General features: G+C 71.0%; 16 protein-coding genes and 1 pseudogene. 8 read left to right on the forward strand and 9 right to left on the reverse strand.

The window, feature by feature from the left end; all coding sequences use genetic code 11:
* Together EAO76_RS37085 and EAO76_RS37090 are read right to left on the reverse strand one after the other, a co-directional pair.
* A pseudogene (locus tag EAO76_RS37085) lies at nucleotides 1–194 on the reverse strand (NUDIX hydrolase); the annotation flags it as partial.
* Nucleotides 191–1,177 carry an ArsA-related P-loop ATPase gene (locus EAO76_RS37090; protein WP_148840628.1) on the reverse strand — a complete coding sequence of 329 codons (987 nt, stop codon included), beginning with the start codon at nucleotides 1,175–1,177 and terminating at the stop codon, nucleotides 191–193. The pseudogene EAO76_RS37085 and the gene EAO76_RS37090, both read right to left, overlap by 4 nt.
* Before the next feature lie 82 nt (nucleotides 1,178–1,259).
* Between EAO76_RS37090 and EAO76_RS37095 the strand changes: the two genes are divergently transcribed.
* The 4 genes from EAO76_RS37095 to EAO76_RS37110 all read left to right on the forward strand — a co-directional run bounded on the left by EAO76_RS37095 (nucleotide 1,260) and on the right by EAO76_RS37110 (nucleotide 3,957).
* A complete protein-coding gene (locus EAO76_RS37095) occupies nucleotides 1,260–1,418 on the forward strand; it encodes a DUF4177 domain-containing protein (protein ID WP_003967454.1) in 159 nt (52 codons plus the stop codon).
* On the forward strand, nucleotides 1,418–1,888 hold the full coding sequence (locus tag EAO76_RS37100) for a RidA family protein (RefSeq protein ID WP_148840629.1): 471 nt from the start codon (nucleotides 1,418–1,420) through the stop codon (nucleotides 1,886–1,888). Before EAO76_RS37095 ends, EAO76_RS37100 begins: the two co-directional genes overlap by 1 nt.
* A gap of 249 nt (nucleotides 1,889–2,137) precedes the next feature.
* The gene (locus EAO76_RS37105) at nucleotides 2,138–3,121 is read left to right on the forward strand and encodes an NUDIX hydrolase (protein WP_148840630.1); all 984 of its coding nucleotides are present in this window, start codon (nucleotides 2,138–2,140) and stop codon (nucleotides 3,119–3,121) included.
* On the forward strand, nucleotides 3,118–3,957 hold the full coding sequence (locus EAO76_RS37110; protein WP_148840631.1) for an MBL fold metallo-hydrolase: 840 nt from the start codon (nucleotides 3,118–3,120) through the stop codon (nucleotides 3,955–3,957). Before EAO76_RS37105 ends, EAO76_RS37110 begins: the two co-directional genes overlap by 4 nt.
* Before the next feature lie 158 nt (nucleotides 3,958–4,115).
* Here the strand turns inward: EAO76_RS37110 and EAO76_RS37115 are convergent, their stop codons facing one another.
* On the reverse strand, nucleotides 4,116–4,790 hold the full coding sequence (locus EAO76_RS37115) for a Crp/Fnr family transcriptional regulator (RefSeq protein ID WP_148840632.1): 675 nt from the start codon (nucleotides 4,788–4,790) through the stop codon (nucleotides 4,116–4,118).
* A gap of 289 nt (nucleotides 4,791–5,079) precedes the next feature.
* Between EAO76_RS37115 and nth the strand changes: the two genes are divergently transcribed.
* The 3 genes from nth to EAO76_RS37130 all read left to right on the forward strand — a co-directional run bounded on the left by nth (nucleotide 5,080) and on the right by EAO76_RS37130 (nucleotide 8,150).
* A complete protein-coding gene (nth, locus tag EAO76_RS37120) occupies nucleotides 5,080–5,946 on the forward strand; it encodes an endonuclease III (protein ID WP_376038983.1) in 867 nt (288 codons plus the stop codon).
* Nucleotides 5,947–6,019: 73 nt separating this feature from the next.
* Nucleotides 6,020–6,856 (forward strand): CoA pyrophosphatase, encoded by an 837-nt coding sequence (locus EAO76_RS37125; RefSeq protein WP_262376076.1) that lies wholly within the window; start codon nucleotides 6,020–6,022, stop codon nucleotides 6,854–6,856.
* A gap of 88 nt (nucleotides 6,857–6,944) precedes the next feature.
* The gene (locus EAO76_RS37130) at nucleotides 6,945–8,150 is read left to right on the forward strand and encodes a MarP family serine protease (RefSeq protein ID WP_148840634.1); all 1,206 of its coding nucleotides are present in this window, start codon (nucleotides 6,945–6,947) and stop codon (nucleotides 8,148–8,150) included.
* 199 nt (nucleotides 8,151–8,349) lie between these two features.
* Here the strand turns inward: EAO76_RS37130 and EAO76_RS46905 are convergent, their stop codons facing one another.
* The 6 genes from EAO76_RS46905 to EAO76_RS37160 all read right to left on the reverse strand — a co-directional run bounded on the left by EAO76_RS46905 (nucleotide 8,350) and on the right by EAO76_RS37160 (nucleotide 17,482).
* Nucleotides 8,350–8,553: a hypothetical protein gene (locus EAO76_RS46905; protein ID WP_148840635.1), complete on the reverse strand. Its 204-nt coding sequence runs from the start codon at nucleotides 8,551–8,553 to the stop codon at nucleotides 8,350–8,352.
* A gap of 106 nt (nucleotides 8,554–8,659) precedes the next feature.
* Complete coding sequence (locus EAO76_RS37140) at nucleotides 8,660–9,580, reverse strand: alpha/beta fold hydrolase (protein WP_148840843.1); 921 nt, start codon at nucleotides 9,578–9,580, stop codon at nucleotides 8,660–8,662.
* A gap of 383 nt (nucleotides 9,581–9,963) precedes the next feature.
* Entirely contained in the window at nucleotides 9,964–10,497 is a 534-nt protein-coding gene (locus EAO76_RS37145; RefSeq protein WP_148840636.1) for a phage holin family protein, read from the reverse strand.
* Nucleotides 10,498–10,544: 47 nt separating this feature from the next.
* A complete protein-coding gene (gene nhaA, locus EAO76_RS37150; RefSeq protein ID WP_148840844.1) occupies nucleotides 10,545–11,948 on the reverse strand; it encodes a Na+/H+ antiporter NhaA in 1,404 nt (467 codons plus the stop codon).
* Between the two features lie 221 nt (nucleotides 11,949–12,169).
* Nucleotides 12,170–14,137 carry an acetate--CoA ligase gene (acs, locus tag EAO76_RS37155; RefSeq protein ID WP_148840637.1) on the reverse strand — a complete coding sequence of 656 codons (1,968 nt, stop codon included), beginning with the start codon at nucleotides 14,135–14,137 and terminating at the stop codon, nucleotides 12,170–12,172.
* Between the two features lie 255 nt (nucleotides 14,138–14,392).
* Nucleotides 14,393–17,482, reverse strand: coding sequence for a SulP family inorganic anion transporter (locus EAO76_RS37160; RefSeq protein WP_262376077.1), 3,090 nt, complete (start codon nucleotides 17,480–17,482; stop codon nucleotides 14,393–14,395).
* A gap of 286 nt (nucleotides 17,483–17,768) precedes the next feature.
* On the opposite strand from EAO76_RS37160, the gene EAO76_RS37165 reads away from it, so the two are divergent.
* The gene (locus EAO76_RS37165; protein ID WP_262376100.1) at nucleotides 17,769–19,145 is read left to right on the forward strand and encodes a hypothetical protein; all 1,377 of its coding nucleotides are present in this window, start codon (nucleotides 17,769–17,771) and stop codon (nucleotides 19,143–19,145) included.
* Nucleotides 19,146–19,385 lie beyond the last annotated feature (240 nt).

The raw sequence follows: 19,385 nt of genomic DNA on the forward strand, positions 1-19,385 counted from the left end.
ACCCCGCCACCCGGATAGGCGTACGCCCCGCCGGCAAAAGCCATGGAGGTGCGGCGGCGCAGCATGTGGACGGCGGGACCGCCCCCGGTGCCGGCGGCGGGGGCCTCCGCGGACGTGGCCGGCTTCCGGGGCGCGGACGTGGTCGGCTTCCGGGCCGCGGACCTGGCCGCGTCCGGTCCCGTGCGCTGTGTCATCTACCCACCCCTTGTTCCGCCCCTTCGCCCACGCCCTGCTTGCGGAGTTCGGTCGCCAGGTCGTAGAGACCGGCCGAGTCGATGCCCTCGCCGATCAACGGGAGTTCGTACCCCGGCAGTTCCAGGCCCGCGAGCACCGCGCGCTGCTCGCGCTCCAGCTCGACCCGCTGGGCGTGCTCGGCGGCCTGTTCGACCAGGGGGCGCACCAGTGCCGCGGAACCCGTCACCCCGGCCCGGGTCAGGGCCTTGGCGATCTCCTTGCGGCGGCCGCCCGAGGCGGTGCGCAGGGCGTCCTCGTCCAGCAGGTGCGGCCGGACCATGTTCACGATGACCCGGCCCACCCCGAGCCCGGCGGCCCGCAGCTCCGCGATGCCGTCCGCGGTCTCCTGCACCGGCATCTCCTCCAGGAGGGTCACCAGATGGACCGCGGTCCCGGGCGACTTGAGCACCCGCATCACGGCCTGGGCCTGATTGTGTATCGGGCCGATCCGGGCCAGCCCGGCCACCTCGTCGTTCACGTTGAGGAAGCGGGTGATGCGTCCGGTGGGCGGGGCGTCCATGATCACGTGGTCGTAGACGTACCGGTTCTGCTTGTCCTTGCGGCGGACGGCCTCGCACGCCTTGCCGGTCAGCAGCACGTCCCGCACGCCGGGCGCGATCGTGGTGGCGAAGTCGATGGCGCCGAGCTTCTTGAGCGCCCGGCCCGCGCTGCCGAGCTTGTAGAACATCTGGAGGTAGTCGAGGAGGGCGCGCTCGGCGTCGATCGCGAGGGCGTACACCTCGCCGCCGCCCGGCGCGACGGCGATCTTGCGCTCCTCGTACGGGAGGGACTCCGTCTCGAAGAGCTGGGCGATGCCCTGCCTGCCCTCGACCTCCACGAGGAGGGTGCGCCTGCCCTCGGCCGCGAGGGCGAGCGCGAGGGCGGCGGCGACCGTGGTCTTACCGGTACCGCCCTTGCCGCTGACGACCTGGAACCTGCTCACGTATTCGAGCCTAACCAGTCGCACCGCGGGCTACGCACGAGGCTGCGCGTGCCGGGAATCACGCAGGCATTACAGTCGGGCCATGACCAAGTGGGAATACGCGACCGTGCCCCTTCTCGTGCACGCGACCAAGCAGATTCTGGACACCTGGGGCGAGGACGGCTGGGAGCTGGTCCAGGTCGTTCCCGGCCCGAACAACCCCGAGCAGCTCGTGGCCTACCTGAAGCGGGAGAAGGCGTAGTGGCGGGCGCAGTCGAGGCGAAGCTCGCCGAACTCGGGCTGACGCTGCCGGCCGTCGTTCCGCCGCTGGCCTCGTACCAGCCGGCCGTGCAGTCGGGGGTGTACGTGTACACGTCCGGCCAGCTGCCGATGGTGGACGGCAAGCTCCCGGTCACCGGCAAGGTCGGGGCGGAGGTCACGCCCGAGGAGGCCAAGGAGCTGGCGCGGACCTGCGCCCTCAACGCGCTGGCCGCGGTGAAGTCCGTCGCGGGCGACCTGGACCGGATCGCCCGGGTCGTGAAGGTCGTGGGCTTCGTGGCGTCGGCGTCCGACTTCACCGGGCAGCCCGCCGTGATCAACGGCGCCAGCGAGCTGCTGGGCGAGGTGCTGGGCGACAAGGGCGTGCACGCGCGCAGCGCGGTGGGCGTCGCGGTGCTGCCGCTGGACGCGCCGGTGGAGGTCGAGGTCCAGGTCGAGCTGACCGGGGCCTGAGCCGTACGTCACGTCCTCGGCCGGGCCCGACTCGTACGTCCTGGTCGGGGCCGAGCCGTATGTCCTGGCCGGGGCCGGGCCGTACGCCCCGGTCGTACGCCGGCCGGTCACCCGCCCCGGACCCGTTGATTCCGCCGATCCCGTCCGGTCATGACGACCGGGCGGGATCAGCCGTGTACGGGGGCGCCTTCCCGGGAGTGGATCAGCGCAGCTCTCGAACATCGGCGCGGTTCCGGATAGCCTCCGGCCATGTCCAATGGTCAGTGGTACCCACCGGAATGGCCCGACCGGATCAGGGCACTCGCCGCGGGCGAGCTGAGCGCCGCGACCCCGAAGCGGGCCGCCACCGTGATGCTGCTCCGGAACCCCGCCGCCGGCACCGGGGGCGGTCCCGCCGTCCACATGCTGCGCCGCCGCACCTCCATGGCTTTTGCCGGCGGGGCGTACGCCTATCCGGGTGGCGGGGTGGACCCGCGCGACGACGACCGGCTCGTCGCCTGGGCCGGACCCGCGCTGGACACCTGGGCCGACCGGCTCGGCGTCGGTACGCGGGCCGAGGCCCAGGCCATCGTCTGCGCGGCGGTGCGCGAGACGTACGAGGAGGCGGGCGTCCTGCTCGCGGGGCCGGGCGCGGACACGGTGGTCGGTGACATCACCGGCGCGGACTGGGAGGCCGACCGGCAGGCACTGGTCGCCCGGGAGCTGTCCTTCGCCGAGTTCCTGGACCGGCGCGGCCTGGTGCTGCGTTCCGACCTGCTGGGTGCCTGGGCGCGCTGGATCACCCCCGAGTTCGAGCCCCGCCGCTACGACACCTGGTTCTTCGTCGCCGCGCTCCCCGAGGGCCAGCGCACCCGCAACGCCTCCACGGAGGCCGATCGCACGGTGTGGATCGCTCCCGGCGAGGCGGCCGACGGGTACGACCGGGGCGAGCTGCTGATGATGCCGCCGACCGTGTCGACGCTGCGGGCGCTGAGGCCGTACGGGACGGTCGCGGAGGTCCTGAAGGCGGCGGACTCCCAGGACCTCACCCCCGTACTCGCACGGGCGAGGCTGGAGGGTGACGAGTTGGTGCTGAGCTGGCCGGGGCACGACGAGTTCACCAAGCACATCCCGGGCAGGGCGGACGGAAGCGACGCCGGTACGGGGGCCGGTTCCGCTTCCGGTTCCGCCACGGGAGCCGGTTCCGCTTCCGGTACGGGCGCGGAGGCCGGTGCGGGGGGTGGGTCCATATGAGCGATGCGGCAGCGCTGCCCGGACAGCCGCGCGGCGCGGTCCTGTCCGGCCCCGCCACCACCCGTGCCGTCAACGTCCTCGCCCCCAACGCCTCGCCGATGACGCTGGACGGCACCAACACCTGGATCGTCGCCGAGCCCGACTCCGATCTCGCGGTCGTCATCGACCCGGGCCCGCTGGACGACGCACACCTGCGGGCCGTCATGGAGACCGCCGGGCGGGCGGGCCGCCGGATCGCGCTCACCCTCCTCACCCACGGGCACCCCGACCACGCGGAGGGCGCGGCGCGCTTCGCGGAACTGACCCGGACGAAGGTGCGCGCCCTGGACCCCGCGCTGCGCCTCGGCGACGAGGGGCTGACCGCGGGCGACGTGGTCACCACCGGAGGGCTGGAGCTGCGGGTCGTGCCCACCCCGGGGCACACCGCGGACTCGCTCTCCTTCCACCTGCCGGCCGACCGGGCCGTGCTGACGGGCGACACGATCCTCGGCCGGGGCACCACGGTCGTCGCGCATCCGGACGGGCGGCTCGGCGACTACCTCGACTCGCTGCGGCGGCTGCGCTCGCTGACCGTCGACGACGGCGTGCACACGGTGCTGCCGGGGCACGGGCCGGTGCTGGACGACGCGCAGGGCGCGGTCGAGTTCTACCTCGCGCACCGGGCGCACCGGCTGGCCCAGGTGGAGACGGCGGTCGAGGCCGGGCACCGTACGGCGTCGCAGGTGGTGGCGCACGTGTACGCGGACGTGGACCGGTCCCTGTGGCCCGCCGCGGAGCTCTCGGTGCTGGCCCAGCTGGAGTACCTGGGCGAGCACGGCCTGATCGAGACGGCGTGAGGCCCCGCCGGGCGGCGGGGCCTCACGTACGGAGTTGACGCGACCGGCGTCCCCGGGGCGGCCCGGGACCCGCCCGGTGTCGTCCGGTCCGGTCCGATGCGGGCCGGACCGCATCGTGCTCGGCGGGACCGGCCGGAAAGGCCGGTCGGAAGGGTCCGTCAGCGGGACCGCTTCGCCAGTCGCTCCACGTCCAGCAGGATCACGGCGCGCGCCTCCAGGCGCAGCCAGCCGCGTCCGGCGAAGTCGGCGAGGGCCTTGTTGACCGTCTCGCGGGAGGCGCCGACCAGCTGGGCCAGCTCTTCCTGGGTCAGGTCGTGGACGACGTGGATGCCTTCCTCCGACTGGACGCCGAAGCGGCGCGACAGGTCGAGGAGGGCGCGGGCGACACGGCCCGGGACGTCCGAGAAGACCAGGTCGGACATCTGGTCGTTGGTCTTGCGCAGGCGGCGTGCGATGGCGCGCAGCAGGGCCGCGGCCACCTCGGGGCGGGCGTTCAGCCAGGGCTGGAGGTCGCCGTGCCCGAGGCCGAGGAGCTTGACCTCGGTCAGCGCGGTCGCGGTGGCGGTGCGGGGGCCCGGGTCGAAGAGGGACAGCTCGCCGATCAGCTCGCCGGGGCCGAGGACCGCCAGCATGTTCTCGCGCCCGTCGGGGGAGGTGCGGTGGAGCTTCACCTTGCCCTCGGTGACCACGTAGAGGCGGTCGCCCGGGTCGCCCTCGTGGAAGAGCGCGTCGCCGCGTGCGAGGGTCACCTCACTCATCGAGGCGCGGAGCTCCGCGGCCTGCTCGTCATCGAGCGCCGCGAAAAGCGGGGCGCGCCGCAGAACGTCGTCCACGAGTTCTCTCCTTGTCGGCCTGTTCCGGGAACCGTGGTCCCCATCATGCCGGACGGTAAAACAGTGCGATCAATCACAAACCAGTTTGACGCACGGGCGTGCCGAATCGTGCGGCAGGGGGCCGATCGGGGGCGGATGTGCGGTGACCGGGGCGGATGCCGGTGCGTGGCTCTAGGCTGGTCGGGTGTCCAAATCGCCGGTGAGAGCGCAGGCCAAGGGGGCTGATGGGGTGTCGGAAGGTCATGATTCCGCTGTGGGCGAACAGGGCGTGAACCGTCCGGAACGGGGCGTGATCCGCCCGGGAAAAGCGACAAAAGGCTCCGGGAAGGAGTCGGCGGGCCCTGCGGGGGAGCCGGCGCCGAAACCCGTCGCCAAGAGGGTCGGCCGGAAGCCGGAATCGCACCTGGCGATGGTCCGCCGTGCCCGCAGGATCAACCGTGAGCTCGCCGAGCTCTACCCGTACGCCCATCCCGAGCTGGACTTCAGGAACCCCTTCGAGCTCCTCGTCGCCACGGTGCTGTCCGCCCAGACCACCGATCTGAGGGTCAACCAGACCACTCCCGCGCTCTTTGCCGCCTACCCCACCCCCGAGGACATGGCCGCGGCCGTCCCGGAGGAGCTGGAGGAGATCATCCGGCCGACCGGTTTCTTCCGGGCCAAGGCCAAGTCGCTGATAGGACTCTCCGCGGCGCTCCGGGACGACTTCGGCGGCGAGGTGCCGGGCAGGCTCGCCGACCTCGTCACGCTTCCGGGCGTCGGCCGCAAGACCGCCAACGTTGTCCTGGGCAATGCTTTCGGTGTTCCGGGAATCACTGTGGACACCCATTTCGGACGTCTCGTACGCCGTTGGAAGTGGACGGAGCAGGAGGACCCGGAGAAGGTCGAGGCGGAGATCTGCGCGATCTTCCCCAAGAGCGAGTGGACGATGCTCTCGCACCGAGTCATCTTCCACGGCCGTCGCATCTGCCACGCCCGCAAGCCCGCCTGCGGTGCCTGTCCGATCGCCCCGCTCTGTCCCGCGTACGGGGAGGGCGAGACCGACCCGGAGAAGGCCAGGAAGCTGCTGAAGTACGAGATGGGCGGCAAGCCGGGCCAGCGGCTGAGCCCGCCGGCGGACTACCCGGGCAGGCCCGCACCGGCTCCGGGGGCCGACTGATACGCGGCGCCCGTCACGGCGCCGCTGCGGAACGAAACGAGTGACCACAGGCGTTGTGAGACGAGGGGTGCCCATGAGGACGCACGAACAGAGCAAGGAAGCGACAACCGAATCCGGCGTATCCGCAGCGCCCGCCGCGGGAAACCGTTCCCCGAACGGTCCCGCGGCCGCCACGACGACCGGTCCCGCGGCCACCGTGACCGGTGCCGGGCACGACGCCGGTCACGGCATCGGTCACGACACCGGGGTCACCGTCACGGCCGATGGCCTGCCCGACTGGCTCGACCCCGTGGCCGACGCCGCACGGACCGTCGAGCCCGACCAGCTCAGCCGCTTCCTGCCGCCCGAGAGCGGGGCCGGTCGGCAGTCTGCCGTGCTCGTGCTCTTCGGAGAGGGCGGGCATGGACCCGAGCTGCTTCTCATGGAGCGGTCCGGAAGCCTGCGTTCCCACGCGGGGCAGCCGTCCTTCCCGGGCGGCTCCCTGGACCCGGAGGACGGCGACCCGGCGACGACGGGGCCGCTCAGAGCCGCGCTGCGGGAGGCACAGGAGGAGACCGGCCTCGATCCGCGCGGGGTCCAGCTCTTCGGCGTGCTGCCCCGGCTCTACATCCCGGTGAGCGGCTTCGTCGTGACACCGGTCCTCGGCTGGTGGCACTCGCCGAGCCCGGTCGGTGTCGTCGATCCGGGTGAGACGGCCCGGGTCTTCACCGTTCCCGTGGCGGATCTCACGGATCCGGCAAACCGCGCGACCGCGGTCCATCCGAGCGGTCACCGGGGCCCGGCATTTCTGGTCGAATCCGCCTTGGTCTGGGGTTTCACCGCCGGAGTGATCGACCGGATTCTGCACTTCGCGGGCTGGGAGCGCCCCTGGGACACCGCCAGGCAGGTGCCGCTCGACTGGCGCGCATGACAGGCTGACTCCCGTGCTGACCCGTCCGGCCCCGTCCGGACCCAGCCGAAGGAATGGGCCCGGTGACGAATCTGCGAGGCTATAGACGGTGAACGTGCTGGACATCCTGCTGCTGGCCGCCGCCGTGTGGTTCGCGGTCATCGGCTACAGACAGGGGTTCGTCGTCGGCATCCTGTCGGTGATCGGGTTCCTGGGCGGCGGTCTCGTCGCCGTCTATCTGCTGCCGGTCCTGTGGGACCAGCTGACGGACGGCTCCGAGGTCTCGTCCTCGGCGGCCGTCGTGGCCGTCGTCATCGTGATCGTCTGCGCCTCGGTGGGGCAGGCGTTCACCACCCACCTCGGCAACAAACTCCGCCGGCACATCACGTGGTCGCCGGCGCGCGCCCTCGACGCGACCGGCGGCGCCCTGGTCAACGTCGTCGCGATGCTGCTGGTCGCCTGGCTGATCGGTTCCGCGCTGGCCGGCACCTCGCTGCCGACGCTGGGCAAGGAGGTCCGCAGCTCCTCGGTCCTGCTCGGGGTCTCCCGGGTGATGCCCGCGCAGGCGTCCACCTGGTTCACGGACTTCTCCTCCGTCCTCGCGCAGAACGGCTTCCCGCAGGTCTTCAGCCCGTTCGCCAACGAGCCGATCACCGAGGTCCGGCCCCCGGACCCGGCGCTGATGGACAGCCCCGTCGCGGCCCGCGCCAAGAAGTCCATCGTCAAGGTCGTCGGCACGGCCCCGAGCTGCGGCAAGGTCCTCGAAGGCACCGGCTTCGTCTTCTCCGACCGCCGGGTGATGACCAACGCCCACGTCGTCGGCGGCGTCGACGAGCCGACCGTCCAGATCGGCGGCCAGGGCCGGCTGTACGACGCCAAGGTCGTCCTGTACGACTGGCGGCGGGACATCGCCGTGCTCGACGTGCCGGACCTCGACGCGAAGCCGCTGAAGTTCACCGGCGACGACGGCGACGCCCGCACGGGGAACGACGCCATCGTCGCGGGCTTCCCGGAGAACGGCTCGTACGACGTCCGGGCCGCGCGCGTCCGGGGCCGCATAGACGCCGACGGCCCGGACATCTATCACCGGGGCACCGTCCGCCGCGACGTGTACTCGCTCTACGCGACCGTCCGTCAGGGCAACTCCGGCGGGCCCCTGCTGACGCCCGACGGCAGGGTGTACGGAGTCGTCTTCGCGAAGTCGCTCGACGACCCCGACACCGGTTACGCGCTGACGGCCGACGAGATCCGCCAGGACATCGAGCGCGGCCGCTCCGCCAACCAGCAGGTCGACAGCCAGGGGTGCGCCCTGTAACCGTCCGCCACGGCGAGGTCCCGCGGCAGCGGTGCCGCGGAAGCAGCGTCGCGGGAGCCACGTCGAGGCGAAGTGGCCGAGCGACGAGGTGCTCAAGCGGTGAGGTGCTCAGGCGGCGTGGCGCTCAGGCGGTGAAGTTTCGCGGTGAGGCCCCGCCCCGCTCGTCCGGTGAACGGTCACCGGACGAGCGGGGCGGGGATCATCCGCGTGGATGGCGCAACCGCGCCGAGACCCAGCGGGCCCTGCGGCGCAGAATGCGCGGGATTCCGAGCCGGGGATCATGCAGAACATGCATATCGTGCACCCGGCCCCGGGGACCGTCCCCCTCATGAGTGCTCGGACCAGCCGTGGCGGTCGAGCGGCGGTTGCGTGCTGCGTCACCGAAGTCGTGCGTCCAGCCCATACCCGGACGTCTGCCCGTGCCTCATGGTCGGTAACCGCCCATCCGTCAGCCAATTGGCCTATGCGCCGGGCAATTGGCCGTCCGTCGGACAACTGTGTGCACAAGGCTACCGATCGGGCTCGGAATCCTTGAGCCAGTTGATGAGTTCGGCCGAGAACCCGACCGGGTCCTCCTCGTGGGGGAAGTGCCCCAGACCGTCGAAAAGCCGCCAACGGTACGGCGCCTCGACATACTCGCCGGATCCCGCCGCACTGCGCGTCCGGATCGCCGGATCGAGTGAACCGTGCAGGTGCAGCGTGGGCACCCGTACCGGTCGCTTCATCCGGCGGTTGAACTGGATCCCGTCCGGACGGGCCAGGGAGCGCACCATCCAGCGGTAGGGCTCTATCGAACAGTGCGCCGTCGACGGGATGCACATCGCGTGCCGGTAGACGTCCACCGTCGCGTCGTCGGGGAACTCCGGGGTGCGGGGGCCCGCCCAGTCGTGGATCAGCCGGCCGACCAACGCCGCGTCGTCCGCGACGAGCTGACGCTCCGGCACCCAGGGGCGCTGGAAGCCCCAGATGTGCGAACCCGCCCGGGTCTGGGCGAAGTCGGAGAGCATCGAGGAGCGCCAGCGACGCGGGTGAGGCATCGAGGAGACCACGAGGCGGCGCACCAGTTTCGGCCGCATCACCGCGGCGGTCCAGGCGAGGTAGCCGCCCATGTCGTGGCCGACCAGCGCCGCGTCCGGTTCGCCGAGCGAGCGGATCACGCCGGTGACGTCGAGCGCCAGGTTGGCGGGGTCGTAGCCCCGCGGCGTGCGGTCGCTGCCGCCGACGCCGCGCAGGTCCATCGCGACGGCACGGAAACCGGCGTCGGCGAGTGCGGTGAGCTGGTGGCGCCAGGTCCACCAGAACTGCGGGAAGCCGTGCAGCAGAAGCACCAGCGGTCCCTCGCCGAGCTCGGCGATGTGGAAGCGGGCGCCGTTGGCCGCCACGTCCCGGTGGGTCCACGGGCCGTCGATCCGCACGGGGCCACCGGGCAGGACCGGGCCGGGAGCGGTGGGCGGGGCGTCCGCGCCGGACGAGGAGAGGGAGACCGGACGCCGGGACGATCCGGACGGGCCCGGTCCACCCGAAGGCGCCGAACCGCCGCCGGGGCTGAGACTCGAACCGCTGCCCGCGGGCCTCGAAACGCCCTCCGGGCCTGGCTCCGGGGCAGGAGCACCGGCCGGGGCCGAGGAACCGCCCGTACCCGGGCCCGAGTCGGAGCCCGAGCCCGAATCCGGGCCCGAGTCCGAGGAGCCGTCCGGGCTGGAAGAACCGTGCGGGCCGGGACGGCCGACCGTATTCGCCGGGCCGACTGAATCTTCCGGACTTACTGGACCCACGGGGCTCAGTGGGCCGAATGCGCTGGAATCGGGGACCGTCATGTGGACGAGCGTGCCACAGAGGACGCCTTGTCCTGGACCGGCGCCTTCTCCAGGGCCCGGTCGGCCAGCGTGCTGCCGACGGCGGCCGGGCGGCTCGCCCCCGCCGCGACCTCATGACGCGGATGCGGCTTGACGCCCTGCAGCACGGCCGCCGTCTGCTTCGCCGAGGCGATGGACTTCTGCGGCGGCTTCACCTTCTTGAACTTGGCGACGGCGAACAGCGCGAGCAGCACGCCCAGGAAGACGAAGGCGCTGCCCACGATCAGGAACGACCAGGCCAGCCCGAGCCCCAGGTTGTGGATGCCGTACGCCGCCGCGAAACTCAGCACCGGGATCGCGAACAGGACCAGCACGCCCGCGATAATGATCGCCATGCTGCCGGCGACGCCGCGCCTGACGTCCTGCCGTACCTCCGCCTTGGCCAGGGCGATCTCGTCGTGCACCAGTGCGGACATCTCGGCCGTCGCCGCGGCGACCAGTTGTCCGAGACTGCGGTCGGCACTGCCCGCGTTGTTGCCGGGGTCGCTCATCCCTGACTCCCTCTCCAGTCCTGCTGCTCAACACATCTGGTGTCAGATCATGCCGGACTGTCCGGCTCGTTGCGCGCTGCCCCCGCCAGTTCGGCAAGGTGACGGTGTTCGGCCGCCTTCCTCTCGTATATCGCGGCCATCCGCAGGTGGTACTCCGGGTCGCCCTGTTCGTAGATGTCGGGCACCCCGTCCTCGTCCTCGTCGCGCTCCTCGGCCTCGTGCAGTGCCCGGTACCTGCGGACCCGGAGCTTGAGCAGTACGGCGGAGAACACCGCGGCCGTCAGCGAACCGATCAGCACCGCGGCCTTGATCTCGTTGATCATGCTCTTGTCGCCGGCGAAGGCCAGTTCGCCGATGAGCAGCGAGACGGTGAAGCCGATCCCGGCGAGCGAGGCGACCGCGAAGACGTCCGCCCAGGCCAGCTCCTTGTTCAGCTCCGCCTTGGTGAAACGGGTGGCCAGCCACGTACCGCCGAAGATGCCCAGTGTCTTGCCGACGACGAGCCCCAGGACGACGCCGAGCGTCTCGGGCCGGCCGAAGACGTTCGCCAGCGCGCTGCCGGAGAGGGAGACCCCGGCCGAGAAGAGCGCGAACATCGGAACGGCGAAACCGGCCGACAGCGGGCGGACGAGGTGCTCGATGTGCTCGCCGGGGGACTCGCTCTCGCCCTCCCGCCGGGTGCAGCGGAGCATCAGGCCCATGGCGACACCGGCGATCGTGGCGTGGACGCCGCTGTTGTACATCAGGCCCCAGATGACCAGGGCGAGCGGTACGTAGATGTACCAGCCGCGCACGTTCTTGCGCAGCAGCAGGTAGAAGACGGCAAGACCGGCGAAGGCACCACCGAGGGCCAGGAAGTCGATCTGCTCGGTGAAGAAGACCGCGATGATCAGGATCGCGAAGAGGTCGTCGACGACGGCGAGGGTCAGCAGGAAGGCGCGCAGCGCGTTCGGCAGCGAGGTGCCGATGACGGCGAGCACGGCGAGCGCGAAGGCGATGTCGGTGGCGGTGGGTACGGCCCAGCCGTCCGTCGAGCCCCCGCCGATCACGTTCACCAGCGTGTAGACGAGGGCCGGAACCGCCATTCCGCACAGCGCGGCGACGACCGGGAGGGCGGCCGCCTTGGGGTCGCGCAGTTCGCCCGCGACCAGTTCCCGCTTGAGTTCGACGCCCGCGACGAAGAAGAAGATCGCGAGCAGCCCGTCCGCCGCCCAGTGCTCCACGGAGAGATCGAGGCCCAGCGACGCCGGTCCGAAGTGGAAGTCGCTGACGGCCTCATAGCTGGAACCGAAGGTGTTCGCCCACAGCAGGGCGGCTATCGCGGCGACGAGCAGGATGACGCCGCCGACGGTCTCGGTGCGCAGGGCGTTCGTGAGGTAGTTCCGCTCGGGCAGGGACAGGCGGCCGAGCAGGGTGCGGCGCAGGGTGCGGCCACCCTGGGGTTTCTCTATGCGTCCTGTTCTGCTTTTCCTGCTCGCTCTGCTCTGTTTACGCAGCAACCACTTTACCCGGGGTGCGCGCGGGACTCTATGCGGTGATCTTCACCCTAGACGCCCGAGGGGCGTCCGGCGCGTTGCCGGACGCCCCTCGGGGACGTACAAAACCGCAGGTGAAGGCTGATGCGGGCGTCTGTCGCCGGCAGTGCCCCGCCACCGTCGGTCCTTTGCCGCCGTCAGTCCTCGGAGGAGGTGGACGGCAGCTGGTTCTGGATGAGATCCATCACCGAGGAATCGGTGAGCGTCGTCACGTCACCCAGCTCGCGGTTCTCGGCGACGTCGCGCAGCAGGCGCCGCATGATCTTGCCGGAGCGGGTCTTCGGCAGCTCGGCGACGGGCAGGATCCGCTTCGGCTTGGCGATCGGGCCGAGCGTGGCCCCGACGTGGTTGCGCAGCTCGGCGACGAGCTCGTCGGAGGACTCGGCCGTACCACGCAGTATCACGAAGGCGACGATGGCCTGGCCGGTCGTCTCGTCGGCGGCACCGACCACGGCGGCCTCGGCGACCGACGGATGCGACACGAGCGCCGACTCGACCTCGGTGGTCGAGATGTTGTGCCCGGACACGAGCATCACGTCGTCGACCCGGCCGAGCAGCCAGATGTCGCCGTCCTCGTCCTTCTTGGCGCCGTCGCCCGCGAAGTACTTGCCCTCGAAACGCGACCAGTAGGTGTCGATGAAGCGCTGGTCGTCGCCCCAGATGGTGCGGAGCATCGACGGCCACGGCTCGGTGAGGACGAGGTAGCCGCCCCCGCCGTTCGGAACCTCGTTGGCCTCGTCGTCGACGACGGTGGCCGAGATCCCGGGCAGGGCGCGCTGGGCGCTGCCCGGCTTGGTGGCCGTCACGCCCGGCAGCGGGGCGATCATCATGGCGCCGGTCTCGGTCTGCCACCAGGTGTCCACGATCGGGCACTTGTCGGCGCCGATGTGCTTGCGGTACCACATCCACGCCTCGGGGTTGATCGGCTCACCGACCGAACCGAGGACCCGGAGGCTGCTCAGGTCGAACTTGGCGGGGATGTCGTCGCCCCACTTCATGAACGTCCGGATCGCGGTCGGCGCGGTGTAGAGGATCGTGACGCCGTACTTCTGCACGATCTCCCAGAACCGCCCCTGGTGCGGGGTGTCGGGCGTGCCCTCGTACATGACCTGGGTCGCGCCGTTGGCCAGCGGGCCGTAGACGATGTACGAGTGGCCGGTCACCCAGCCGATGTCGGCGGTGCACCAGAAGACGTCGGACTCCGGCTTGAGGTCGAAGACCGCGCTGTGGGTGTAGGCCGCCTGCGTGAGGTAGCCGCCGGAGGTGTGCAGGATGCCCTTCGGCTTACCCGTGGTGCCGGAGGTGTAGAGGATGAAGAGCGGCTGCTCCGCCTCGAAGGCCTCGGGGGTGTGCTCGGCGGACTGCCGGGCGGTGATCTCGTGCCACCAGACGTCGCGGCCCTCGGTCCATGCGGTGTCCTGGCCGGTGCGCCGCACCACGAGGACGTGCTCGACACCGTCGATGCGGGAGACCGCGTCGTCCACGGCGGGCTTGAGCGCGGACGGCTTGCCGCGCCGGTAGCCGCCGTCGGCGGTGATGACGACCTTGGCGTCCGCGTCCTGGATGCGGGCGGCGATGGCGTCGGCGGAGAAGCCGCCGAAGACCACCGAGTGGGCGGCGCCGATGCGGGCACAGGCCAGCATCGCGATGGCCGCCTCGGGGATCATCGGCAGGTAGACCGCGACCCGGTCGCCCTTGCCGACGCCGAGCTCGGTGAGCGCGTTGGCCGCGCGGGAGACCTCGTCCTTGAGCTGGGCGTAGGTGATGGTGCGGCCGTCGCCGGGCTCGCCCTCGAAGTGGATGGCGACCCGGTCGCCGTTGCCGGCCTCGACGTGACGGTCCACGCAGTTGTACGCGACGTTGAGCTTGCCGTCCGCGAACCACTTTGCGAAGGGCGGGTTGCTCCAGTCGAGCGTCTCCGTCGGCTCCGTGGCCCAGGTCAGGCGCCGGGCCTGCTCGGCCCAGAAGCCCAGCCGGTCCGCTTCGGCCTGCTCGTACGCCTCCGCTTTGACGTTGGCATTGGCGGCCAGATCGGCAGGCGGTGCGAACCGCCGCTCCTCCTTGAGCAGGTTGGCCAGGCTTTCGTTGCTCACGACATCTCCCATTCCCAGGGTGTCCGTTGTGTCCCGGGCATAGCTCATCAGGCCAGGGGCCGGGTGACAAGTGTCTGCCGGGAATTGGTTTAGACCTGTGTCTCGTGTATGGAGACCGTCCCGCATCCGCGTGCGGTGCGAGCAATGCGGCGCATGATCGCGCAATGCGGAGCGGAGCCGGGCATTGCGGTGTCATGCGGTACAGAACGACGCGGAGCTGCGCGGAGGCGGGACCACAAGGTCTCACGGACCGGGGACGAATCCGGTTCAGGCGCCGGTGTGTTCCAGTGCGCCCGGACCGGTACCGGAAGGACCACCCGGAACGGTGGGTGACACGGCGGCGGGTGATGTGGCGGCGGGCGAGGCGGCGACGGGTGGGATGGTGACGGGCGCGGTGGAGCACACGGGTCTGCGGGAGTCGGTGGCCTCGGGGCCCACGGGGTCGAAGACCTCGTCCAGGGCCAGTCCGCTGCTCGCCTCCTCGGTCAGCAGATACGCCTGTGCCTCGCCCACATGGAAGTACATCCCGTGCAACTGGAGCGTTCCGTCGGCGAGCCGCCGGGCCACCGCTTCGTGGGACCGCAAATGGTCCAACTGCTGGACCACATTGGTGAGGCACAGCTGTTCGAGCGCATCGGTCGGAAGCCGTCCGGAGATCCGGGCCCAGGCGCGATTCCGGGACGCCATCCTGCGGAGGCTCGGCAGGCCGTGTCTCAGCCACCGCCACAGCGCCGTGGGGGGAGTGTCCCGGTCCGGTTCGCCGCCGAGGAGGGCTTGCATCGCACCGCAGCCGGAGTGCCCGCAGACGGTGATGGACTCGACCTTCAGCACGTCCACCGCGTACTCGATCGCGGCGCCCACCGAATCGTCCCCCGACTCGGTGCCCGGCAGGGGCACCAGGTTGCCGATGTTCCGCACGGTGAACAGGTCCCCCGGGCCGCTCGCCGTGATCATGCTGGTGACCAGCCGGGAATCGGCGCAGGTGATGAAGAGCTGGGACGGGCGCTGTCCCTCAAGGGCCAGCCGGGCCAGCTCGCCGCGCACCAACGGGGCGGTGTTGCGCTGGAACGAACTCAGACCGCTGACCAGCCGGTCGCCCCCCGTTCTGCGCGGCGTGCCACCGACCGGAGCGCCGTCGGCCGAGGTGCCGTCGGCCGAGGTGCCGTCGGCCGAGGTGTCGTTGGTCGGGGCACCACCGGTCGGTGCGCCACTGGTGGGGGCGCTGGGCGTGATGGTGCGTGAGGTGCCTGAAGCGACCACCGGGGCGGCGGACGGAACGGCGGATGAGTCGGTGTACGGAACAGTGGGCGAGCCGGTGGGCAGATCGGCCGTTCGGCTGCGGGTGCCGCGCGGGGTGTGGTCTGCCGGGGCATCGGCTGCTACGGGGCCGACGAAGTCGACGGGGGCAGTGGGGTCGACGGGGCCTGCGGCGTTGTCGAGCGCATCGCCGGGGGAGGCGTTCCAGGCCGTGCCGACATCGTGCGCAGGAGCCGCGTCGATGCCGAGGGCGGAGACGGAGACGGGGTCCGAACCGGAGAGGGCTTCGGCGAAAGGAGCCTCGGCGAAGGACGCGTTGGTGTCATGGCGGAGTGCGGGCATGCGGTCGGGCTCGTCGTGGCAGTGATGGTTGCGCCACGGTGTCCACGGGCGGCAACAGGAGTGCGCCGCCGAGGCCGGCTCGGCGATCCGGCCCCCGGACCTCCCGGTGAACACGACCCTGCCGCCATGGGCGGTCTGGGCGTTGCTCCAGTCCTGGATCGTCTCGTACGCCGCATGGTCCATGAAGAAGCCGTCCAGTTCGACGACGGCGTCGCCGCCCTGGGGCAGTTGGCCGAGCGTCCGACTGAGCCGGGGCACCGCGAGGAACGTCAACTGTCCCCGTACGACGACCAGATGCTGTCCGCCTTGGTCGGTCACCGTGATCCGGGTCCGGCCCAACCGGTGCATCGCCACGGCCACGGCCACGGCGATGCCGATCGCCACTCCCTTGAGCACCCCGAAGAGCAGGACACCGGTGATCGTCGCCCCGTACACCAGGAACTCGCGGTGCTTGTGGACATTGCGGATGTGGACGATGTTCACCATCTGGATGCCGACCACCATCACCAGCGCGGCGAGCGCCGCCAGCGGGATCCACTCCAGCACGGTGACGAGCAGCACGGTGGCGAGCAGCATCCAGACCCCGTGCAGCACGGTGGAGGCGCGCCCCGTGGCCCCGGCGCGCACATTCGCCGAACTGCGCACCGCGCCGCCGGACACCGCCAGCCCTCCCACCAGCCCGGACAGCATGTTGGCGATGCCCTGGGCCCGTAGTTCGCGGTCGAGGTCGGAACGTTTGAGGGGTGGCACGGGAAGGCCGGTCGAGCCGGGCGAAGCGCCCCGTTCCGAAGTCGGAGCCACAGCTTCCGCAGGTGTGGGCGCCGTCGGTGAGCCGGTGACGGGCCGGGAGGCCGTTCGTCCGGCGGCGCGGCCGGCCGACAGCTTGTCCACGGCGACCGCGGCGAGCAACGACTCCAGGCTGGCCACCAGCATCACCGTGAACACCGCGGTGGCCAGGGCCAGTACGGGCCCGTGAGGCATCTCCGGGAAGGCGTGCGACCGCCAGGAGGGCAGGTCGACGCGGGCGATCCCGGGGGCGGCGATCGCGGCCACCGTCGTGGCGGTCGCCACGGCGGCGAGGGCGGCCGGGATTCTCCGTACCGCTCGGCCGCCCCGTCCCGGAAGTCTCGGCCACAGGACCAGGACGGCGATGGTCAGTGCGCCGATCAACGGAGCGGCGGGGGCGACGCGACTCAACTGGTCCGGCAGGGAGAGCGCGTTGTCCACTGCTGAGCTCTGCGGCGAGCCGCCGAGCACGATGTGCAACTGGGCGAGCGCGATGGCCACACCGATTCCGGCGAGGGTGCCGTGCACGATGGCGGGGCTGACGGCGAGGGCGCTGCGTGCTGCCCGGATCGAACCCAGCAGGATCTGCAGCAGTCCGGCCCCGATGGTGATCGCGCAGGTGGTGCGCCAGCCGTAGAGGTGGATCAACTCGGCTGTCACCACGGTCAGTCCGGCGGACGGGCCGCTGACCTGGAGGGGGGTGCCGCCGAGCAGTCCGGCGACGATGCCGCCGATGGCGGCGGAGATGAGCCCGGCCTGGAGCGGGGCGTCCATGGCGACGGCAAGGCCGAGCGACATGGGGACGGCGAGAAGGAAGACAGTGATCGAGGCGGACAGGTCGGAGCCCGCGATGCGGAATCGCCTTTTGGCAGGCGGTTGCGGCGGGCTGTGCGGTCGTTTGACTCCCGAGGCGCGCGGTGGGCGCGAGCTGCGGGACGTGCGGTTATGACGAGTGGGGACGCAAGCAGACATGTTCCCGTCTCCTCCGGGGCAGCGCGGTCGCGGAATGTGGGACGCGGCCGTGGGTCACGGCGTGCAGCGGCGGGATTTCTCAACTCTCGGTAAACGGATCGTAATGGAGAGTAAAGATTCATGTCCATGGTTGGGATCAAATAGACGATTTACGCACCCGTTCAGGTGAATAAGCAGCTTTTCGTATGGCCTGTCGTACTGATTTTTATGGGCCACATGCGACCTTGGCCGCGCCGTGTCGGCACTTTCAGCGCAAATTACCTGCAAGGAAGAGGGTGGGCGGATGATGGTCGCCACGAAGAAGGTCGCCACGAGGAGGGTCGCTGCGAGGAAGGCCACCACGACGAGGGCCGCCGGACGGGTCGCCCTGGGGGTCACGGTCGTTGCGCTGACCGCGGGAGCGGCCGGCTGTTCCTCCGGCCCGGGCGTCGGTGCCGCCGGCCCGGGAGCCGCGAAGCGCGCCCCAGGAGCGGAGAAGGCCGCCGGGGCGAAGAAGAAGGTCCCCGAGGCCCAGCCCAAGAACATGTTCCGGCTCATCGGCGACGGGTCCACCGCCTTCACGGGCAGTCAGCCGAAGCAGCCCGTGCCCGAACGCCTGGCGCCGGGGCGGAAACCCCCGCAGTTCGTGGTGTTCTCCTGGGACGGCGCGGGCGAGGACAGCCAGAAGCTGTTCTCGCACTTCCGTGAGGTGGGCAAGAAGTACCACGCGAACATGACGTACTTCCTCAGCGGCGTGTACCTGCTGCCGGAGGACAAGCGGGAGCTCTACGACCCGCCGAAGCACAACGTCGGCAGCTCCGACATCGGCTTCAACGACACCGAGGGAATCCGGAACACCGTCACTCAGGTGCGTGGTGCCTGGGAGGACGGCGACGAGATCGGCACCCACTTCAACGGCCACTTCTGCGGCCCGGAGGGCGGCGTCGGCACCTGGTCCGTCGAGCAGTGGAAGAGCGAGATCAGCCAGGCCAAGTCCTTCGTGAAGAGCTGGAAGAGCAACGTGCCCGGCCTCAAGAAGGAGAAACCGCTCCCCTTCGACTACGACAAGGAACTTGTCGGCGGCCGCACCCCTTGCCTGGAAGGGCAGAAGAACATGGTGGCCGCGGCGCGGACGATGGGCTTCCGCTACGACTCCAGCGGGGTCAACAACCAGGTCTGGCCGAAGAAGAAGGACGGCATCTGGGACCTGTCGATGCAACTCGTCCCCGTACCGGGCCGCGAGTTCGAGACCCTCTCGATGGACTACAACTTCATGTTCAACCAGTCCGGTACGACGCAGGGCGACCCGGACCAGCACGAGTACTGGGGCAACCAGATGCGCGACGGTCTGCTTCAGGCCTTCGACCGCTCCTACGACGGCAACCGCGCCCCGCTGATCATCGGCAACCACTTCGAGTCGTGGAACGGCGGCACCTACATGCGTGCCGTCGAGGAGACCATCGCGACCGTCTGCACCAAGGAAGAGGTGCGCTGCGTGTCCTTCCGGCAACTGGCCGACTGGCTGGACGCGCAGGACCCGGCGACGCTGGAGAAGCTCGGCACGCTCGGTGTCGGCCAGGCACCCGAGCGGGGCTGGGCCGCTTTCCTCGGCGGAACGTCGGCCTCCAGGGCTGGCGGCGCGGCAGGTGCGGCCCGCGCGGAAGCCCGCCCGGACGAGAGCTGAGCGAACCCGCCGACGGGCCGACCGAACCGCGCGGACTTCGACGCGCCCGGCGCCCCGTACGCCGGACGCGTCCGGGTGACCGAACCGCGCGTCGGGCGCCGGACGGGGCGGAACACCGATCCCGGCCGACGCCCGAGCGGGCACCCGGAGGCGTCACGGCTCACGACAGGACCTCGGCGGGGGAGCCGGCCGGGGTCGACCGGGAGCCGGCGGGGCGGCCGGTCCGGGGAGCGGCGGCTC

Origin of the sequence: Streptomyces sp. sk2.1, assembly GCF_008120935.1 — a bacterium.
In the GTDB taxonomy this organism is placed as follows: domain Bacteria; phylum Actinomycetota; class Actinomycetes; order Streptomycetales; family Streptomycetaceae; genus Streptomyces.

Excerpts from the sequence above, each read along its gene's own strand:
- EAO76_RS37095 (WP_003967454.1), top strand. The coding sequence starts at position 1,260 with ATGACCAAGTGGGAATACGCGACCGTGCCCCTTCTCGTGCACGCGACC.
- acs (WP_148840637.1), bottom strand. The coding sequence starts at position 14,137 with ATGGGAGATGTCGTGAGCAACGAAAGCCTGGCCAACCTGCTCAAGGAG.
- EAO76_RS37125 (WP_262376076.1), top strand. The coding sequence starts at position 6,020 with ATGAGGACGCACGAACAGAGCAAGGAAGCGACAACCGAATCCGGCGTA.
- EAO76_RS37145 (WP_148840636.1), bottom strand. The coding sequence starts at position 10,497 with ATGAGCGACCCCGGCAACAACGCGGGCAGTGCCGACCGCAGTCTCGGA.
- EAO76_RS46905 (WP_148840635.1), bottom strand. The coding sequence starts at position 8,553 with ATGGGCTGGACGCACGACTTCGGTGACGCAGCACGCAACCGCCGCTCG.
- EAO76_RS37160 (WP_262376077.1), bottom strand. The coding sequence starts at position 17,482 with ATGTCTGCTTGCGTCCCCACTCGTCATAACCGCACGTCCCGCAGCTCG.
- EAO76_RS37105 (WP_148840630.1), top strand. The coding sequence starts at position 2,138 with ATGTCCAATGGTCAGTGGTACCCACCGGAATGGCCCGACCGGATCAGG.
- EAO76_RS37165 (WP_262376100.1), top strand. The coding sequence starts at position 17,769 with ATGGTCGCCACGAAGAAGGTCGCCACGAGGAGGGTCGCTGCGAGGAAG.
- EAO76_RS37110 (WP_148840631.1), top strand. The coding sequence starts at position 3,118 with ATGAGCGATGCGGCAGCGCTGCCCGGACAGCCGCGCGGCGCGGTCCTG.